Origin of the sequence: Hyalangium sp., assembly GCF_035629615.1 — a bacterium.
GTDB lineage: Bacteria > Myxococcota > Myxococcia > Myxococcales > Myxococcaceae > Hyalangium.
This window is the reverse complement of sequence record NZ_DASPHO010000459.1, coordinates 1-5,992: the sequence shown is the minus strand read 5'-3', so window position 1 is coordinate 5,992 and position 5,992 is coordinate 1. Positions and strand designations below refer to the sequence as shown.

Genomic DNA, 5,992 nt, shown 5'->3' with positions numbered 1-5,992 from the left:
CCTCCACCACGCCCCTGCTCTGGTTCTTCGCCGCCACTGCTCCCGAGTCCCGCATCGCCTCGCCGCTCGCCTTCCTCTTCACCGTCCTCGCGCTCCTCGCCGGCGGCCATGCCTTCTCTCAAGCGCTCCAGCGCTACGGTGCCTCGTTCGCCGGCTCCACGCGCATCGCCTTCCTCGCCCTCCACGCCATCACCTTCGCCCAGTGCGCTCACGGCGTCGGGCTCTCCTGGCGCTGAACCCGCTCTCCACTCCCGAGGCCTCCCATGTCCACGTCCATGATCGAGCCCGCTGCGTCCACCCTTGCCCCCGCGTCCGTGCCCACCCTGCCGGCCACCCTCGCTGCCGCCCCGCCCACCGTGTCCTCCGCGCCCGCCGTCTCCGCGCTGCCTCCCGCCACGAGCATCCTGCGCACCGCAGAGCTCCTCCTGCGCAACCCCTCCGCCGTGCTCGCCCAGGTCCAAGCAGGGGGTCCCGAGCTGCGCGAGCTGCCCCTGCGCCTCACCGTCTGCGCCCTCGCCGGCTTCGGTGTCTTCGGCTTCCTCCTCGGCTTCACCCGCTCGCCGCTCGCTGGCCTCGCCGCGGCCCCCAAGCTCATGATTGTCGGCCTCGGGAGCCTCGCCGTGTGTCTGCCCGCGCTCCATGTCTACGGCCGGCAGCTCGGCGCCCGCATCTCTCCCCTCCAGGCCGTGTGCGAGGCCCTCGTCGCCCTCGCCACCACGGGCCTCACCCTGCTCGGCCTGGCTCCCGTGTGGCTCGCCTTCGCCAACGCCGTCAACCACCCGCCCACTGGCTACTTCCACGTCATGCTCGGCAGTCTCTGCTTCCTCGGCGTGGCGGCCTTGCGCGGTGTCTGGGTGCTCGTGAAGGCCCTGCGGGCCCAGGGCCGCACCGTGCTCCACCTGCTCGCGTGGACCGCCCTCTATGGCATGGTCGGCGTCCAGATGGCCTGGGTCGTCCGCCCCTTCGTCGGCAACCCCGGCAGCCCCACCGTCGCCATCCGCCCGCTCGAGAGCAGCGCCTTCGACGCCGCCGCCACCCTCTGGCGCTCCAACGTCGACACCCTCAACGGTGAGTGGCGCCCCCGCTCCTCCGAGGACTCCCAGGAGAGCTGGTAATGGTCGCGCTCGTCACCGTCGTCACGTACTGCCTCGCCGGCATCGCAGTGGCCATGGTGCTCGGGCGCGGTGAGCCCCGAGGCGCCATGAGCCTCGCCCGCCTGGGCCTGCACGCCTGCCTCTGGCCCCTCTTCCTTCCTGTCCTGCTCCCCTCCTCCTCCGCGCCCGCGGGCACCGAGAGCTCTCGCATCGACGCCGCAGAGGCCACCCTCCACGACGCGCTCCAGCGGCTCGGCCGTGAGCTGGGAGATTCGCTCACCCTGGAGACCACGCGGGTGCGCTCGCTCGGCACCGCCCTGCGCTCCGCGGCCCGGCGCCTGGCCGAGCTCGACGCCGTGCTGTCCTCCCCGGATCATGACGGGGAGAAGCTCGCCCGCGAGCTGGCTGCGCTCGATGCGCGCCAGGACTCCAAGCCCGTGGCGGACATCCTCCGCGAGCGCCTGGCCCACCTCTCCCGCCTGGAGGCACTGCGCGCCCAGGCCCGCGTGGATCTCGAGCGCGCCTTCGCCCGAGCTGGCGAGCTGGCCACCCGCCTCACCTTGCTGCGCTACGAGGGCGCCACCGCCCAAGCCGCTGGCCGCGCCCGCGAGCTCACCGACACCATCGACGAGCTGTGCCGCACGCTCGAGGCCGTTCGCGCAGCGTAAGGGGCTTGCGCCGGTGAGGTAAGCTGAAGCACGCGATGGAACGCTCCCGCTCACCCCGTCCCTCCGAAGACTCCGCCCCCGAGGCGATCGGGCACGTGCCGGAGCCTTCCCCCCTGGCCCCGTTGCTGGAGGCGGTGCGCTCGCCCCATGTGATCACGATGGACGTGGACGCGCTCATGCGAGGACTCGCCCGCCCGCTGGCCAATGGCGAATCCCCTCGAGCCCGGGCCGATCTCCTGCTCTCCCTGATCGAGTCTCCCCTCCTTGGAAGCATGCAGGACAGGAAGGGAGCCTCCCTGAGGACTGGCGCGGTGAAGGCGCTGCTCGATCTGGGATACCCATATGCCCTCGAGCTTCCCCCCGAGGCTCTCGCCGAGGCGCTCCACTGGCGCAAGGGCTCCCAGGTGCGGGAGATCCCCACCGTCGGTATCGCCATCACCCTCGTGGGCCTAGCCTTCCAGGCCTACCACTTCCTGCCCGCGAGCTGGCGCCTCCTCCACGAGGACCTGAGCCCCACCCTCTCGTTCGGCGCGATCCTGATCGGCGCCGCCCTGGGCCCTTCCTGTGCGGCGCTGCTCGGAGGAGCGTTCCGGCTGTTTGCACTGCAGCAAGTGGGCGTGACGTTGATGACCCTCCTGGGCAGCCTCTGGTTGATCGCCTTCGCTTACGGGCAGCTCATCCTGGGACTGCCGATGGACTCATTCGGTCTCCTCGCGCTGGTGTCAGGCCTCTCGATGGTGGTGGGCTCCCGCCTCTTGAAGCGTCCCGAGTGGCTCGCTGAGGCCACGCTCCCCCCTGGGAAGGACGCTCCCTAGCCACCGCTCAGGCGGTGCCAGTCACGCAGGTGTGGTGGCCGGGACCTCCGAGCGCTCAGCCGTCCCGTGCGCCATCTCGCGCCCCAGCAGCCCCGGGTCGAAGTATGCGTAGAAGCGTAGGATCCGATCCCCATCCCACTCGATGATCGAGACGCCCTCGTAGCTCACCGCCGCGCCGTTGTGCGCCGTGCCCTGCGTCTCCCACTCCAGCGCCACCCGATCCCCTGACTCGATCATGTTCCGGAAGGTGGAGCGCACCTGCGCCAGCGTCCCCTTGTAATCCCTCCAGAACTGACGCACCTCCTCGAGCCCGGAGAACACTCTGCGCGAGGCCACGTTGCTCACCTGCGCGTCCTCGCCAAAGAGCGACACCAGAGACTCCACCTCCCCGCGCTCCTCCAGCTTCGCCAGTGCGTCCACGAACCGCTGCGCTCGCTCCATCCCCATGCGCTCCTCACTCGGCCCGAAAAGGGTGTCGCCGGAACGGTGCTCATGCGGTGCGCACCCTGCTCCAGGTGACGCCCGCTCCCTCGTCCGGCAAGGGGCCTCCGCCCACGAGCCTGGTCCCCTGCTCTCCCGTCTTCGCTGAGCTCGCCCCCTGAAACGCAACGAGGACCGCGGCCCATGGAGGGGCTCACGGTCCTCATCACTGCTCCCACCGGCGAACCTCTACCGGCGGGCGCGGGGCTCAGCTCACAGCGCGGCCAGCGCGCGCTGGTAGTAGGCCTCGCGGCTGGCCAGGCCGTTGTAGCCGCCATTGATGCGGCGAGTCACTTCGCGGAAGTTCCCCGCGTCCGCGTACTGGTTCAGGCCGCGGCTGTTCCAGAACCACGCGGCGGTGCGGAAGCCCACATCCGGATCCGCGGCGCGCTTCGGGTTGTTCTCCAGGTCGATGCCCAGCGCCTTGCCCGCCGCCCGGTAGTTGGAGCGCCCGGTCAGCTGGATGGGGCCGCGGCCCTTGAAGCGCACGCCGTCGCCCGGCTGGGTGTTGCCCAGATCCTTGCGGCCCTCGTACGCCGCGCCCGAGGCGATCTCCTCCATGTAGCGGAACTCGCCGCTCTCGTGCGCCAGCTGCGCCATGAACATCGCCTGCCGCTGCTTGGTGTTGATGCCCGCCTCCTGCATCGCCTTGTTCAGGTGCGGCAGATACTCGCGCGCCTTCGCGTCCGACAGGTTCGGCATGACCTTCTTCAGCTGCGCCAGCGTCACGCCCTTGCCGTCACCGGCCGGAGCGCCCGGATCCGTCACAGGGCCCGCGCCGCCCGAGCCGCCCACCTTGGCGCCCAGCTTCTCGAACGCCGCGCGCGTCTTCGGGCCGTACTGGCCGATGGCCTCCACGCCGTTGGCCGCCTGGAACTTCTTGAGCGCCGTCTCCGTCTTCGGACCGAAGGTGCCCGGGCCCGTGTTCATGTCGGCCTGCGAGAGGTGGCCCGTCTTCACGAGCGCCTTCTGCAGCTGCTCCACCTCAGGGCCCTTCGCGCCGCGCTTCAGGTTGCTCGCGGGCAGGTTCACGCCCTTCAGGTCCGCTCCGCGCCCAGGAGCCGAGCCACCCGTGGTGCCGCCCACGGGAGCGCCACCCGTCGTGCCACCCGTCGTGCCACCCGACGGCGCCGTGCCCGGACGCGGGTTGCCGCCGGAGAACGTCACCAGCTCGCCCGTGGACTTGTAGCCCTTGGGGCCGCCCACCAGCCGGCCGCCCTCCGCGCGCAGGGAGATCTGCGCCCCGGTGGCCGGATCATTGGCGTAGTAGACGTCCTTGCCACCCTCCTTGCCGCGGCCGGTGACGGTGATCCAGTGGTCAGTGCCGTTGGCGCCGCCGTTGCTGCCGGCCTTGTAGTCCACGCCGATCACCACCGGGCGGCCCGCGTCGATCTGCTTGTTGATGTTGCTGAGGTTGAAGGGAGTCTTGCTGGCGCCCAGGCCGCCCATCTGCGCGGCCTTGCCCCAGATGAGCCCGTTGCCCGAGTACCCGCCGTTCTTGTCCAGCCACGCGTCCATCTGGCCGGGGTTGATCGTCTTGCCGGTGATCTTGCTGACGGCCATGGCGGTGGCCGTCATGGCGCAGCCGGCCGCGGCCAGGCTCGAGCTGGAGCCCAGGGTGCGGCTGCCCCACTCCGCGTCGCCCTGCTTGAACTTGGGCGTGCCGTCGGCAGAGGTCGGGTACTGACGGCCGTTGCTGTCACGGACCGGTCCCGCCGAGCCGGTGGGCGCGCTGGGGGCGGGGCTGCCGGCGGGCTGCGTGGAGGGGCGGCTGGTGGGGCGGTCGAAGCCGTCGGGGATGACGAGCTTCTGGCCCACGTTGATGCGGTTGGGGTTGGCAATCTTGTTGGCCTTGGCGATGTCGGACACCGAAGTGCCGAACTTCTTCGCCAGGGCGCTCAGCGTGTCGCCGCTGCGAACGGAATAGGTCTTCAAAGGGAATGCTCCCGCAGTGAGGGGGGATAGAGCTCTTCTCATTGTCGTGGAATGCGCACAAAAGTTGCGAGGGGTACCCCATGACCCTCCGGAGGAGCCCGAGCGCCCTACCTGCCGCTGGCCTTCACCCCGAGCGCAGCTCCGTGGCTCCGTCCCGCGCCGCCAGCTTCGCCACGGACTCCACCAGCGCCTCGACCTCCAGCGGCTTCGCCATGTGCACCTGGAAGCCCGCTCGGTAGGCCCTGCGCGCGTCCTCCGCTCCCGCGTAGGCCGTCAGCGCAATGGCCGGGATCCACTCGCCCTTCGCCTCCGCCCACGCGCGCACCCGCTTGAGCACCGCGTGCCCGTCCTCCCCCGGCAGCCCGATGTCCGAGATCAGCACGTCCGGCAGCGCCTCCGCCAGGCGCTCCATCGTCTCGCGCCCGTTCACCGCCGTGCGCACCTCCGCACCCCGCTCGCGCAGCACCAGCGCGATGAGCTCGCGCGCATCCTCCGCGTCCTCCACCAGCAGCACCCGCACCCCCTCCAGCCGCGATGGGCTCGCCTTGCCCTCCCCCGTCGCCGCCGCGCGCTCCGCCTCCGGCAACACCGCCGGCACCGGCAGCCGCACCGTGAAGGTGGCTCCCAGCCCCCGCCCCGCGCTCTGCGCCTCCACCGTGCCCCCGTGCAGCTCCAACAGGTGCCGGACGATCGCCAGCCCCAGCCCCAGCCCGCCGTGCTCGCGCGTGCTGCTGCCGTCCGCCTGCCAGAAGCGCTCGAACAGGTGCGGCAGCGCCTCCTCGTGGATGCCCTGCCCCGTGTCCTTCACCTGCACCCGCCATTCCGCCCCCACACGCTCGATCCGCACCTCCACCTGCCCCCCCTCGGGCGTGAACTTCACCGCGTTTGCCAGCAGGTTCCAGAACACCTGCTGCAGCCGCCCCGCGTCCCCCATCACCTGCCCCGCCCCCGCTCCCAACACCACACTCAGCGACACGTCCTTCTGCTCCGCCCGCGGCCG

General features: G+C 71.1%; 6 protein-coding genes and 1 pseudogene. 4 read left to right on the top strand and 3 right to left on the bottom strand.

All coding sequences use genetic code 11. The annotated features are described in order from the left end of the window. The 4 genes and pseudogenes from VD972_RS23515 to VD972_RS23500 form a co-directional block, all read left to right on the top strand. Positions 1–236: pseudogene (locus tag VD972_RS23515) on the top strand (hypothetical protein); the annotation flags it as partial. 27 nt (positions 237–263) lie between these two features. Continuing rightward, entirely contained in the window at positions 264–1,115 is an 852-nt protein-coding gene (locus VD972_RS23510; protein ID WP_324990584.1) for a hypothetical protein, read from the top strand. Continuing rightward, positions 1,115–1,762 carry a hypothetical protein gene (locus VD972_RS23505; protein WP_324990582.1) on the top strand — a complete coding sequence of 216 codons (648 nt, stop codon included), beginning with the start codon at positions 1,115–1,117 and terminating at the stop codon, positions 1,760–1,762. The genes VD972_RS23510 and VD972_RS23505 overlap by 1 nt, the downstream gene beginning before the upstream one ends. Before the next feature lie 35 nt (positions 1,763–1,797). After that, complete coding sequence (locus tag VD972_RS23500) at positions 1,798–2,577, top strand: hypothetical protein (RefSeq protein ID WP_324990580.1); 780 nt, start codon at positions 1,798–1,800, stop codon at positions 2,575–2,577. A gap of 21 nt (positions 2,578–2,598) precedes the next feature. Here the strand turns inward: VD972_RS23500 and VD972_RS23495 are convergent, their stop codons facing one another. The 3 genes from VD972_RS23495 to VD972_RS23485 all read right to left on the bottom strand — a co-directional run. Continuing rightward, positions 2,599–3,018 (bottom strand): nuclear transport factor 2 family protein, encoded by a 420-nt coding sequence (locus tag VD972_RS23495; RefSeq protein WP_324990578.1) that lies wholly within the window; start codon positions 3,016–3,018, stop codon positions 2,599–2,601. 252 nt (positions 3,019–3,270) lie between these two features. Next, on the bottom strand, positions 3,271–4,992 hold the full coding sequence (locus tag VD972_RS23490; protein ID WP_324990575.1) for a LysM peptidoglycan-binding domain-containing protein: 1,722 nt from the start codon (positions 4,990–4,992) through the stop codon (positions 3,271–3,273). 124 nt (positions 4,993–5,116) lie between these two features. Continuing rightward, positions 5,117–5,992 (bottom strand): ATP-binding response regulator (locus tag VD972_RS23485; RefSeq protein WP_324990574.1); only part of this gene is annotated, 876 nt, incomplete at its 5' end.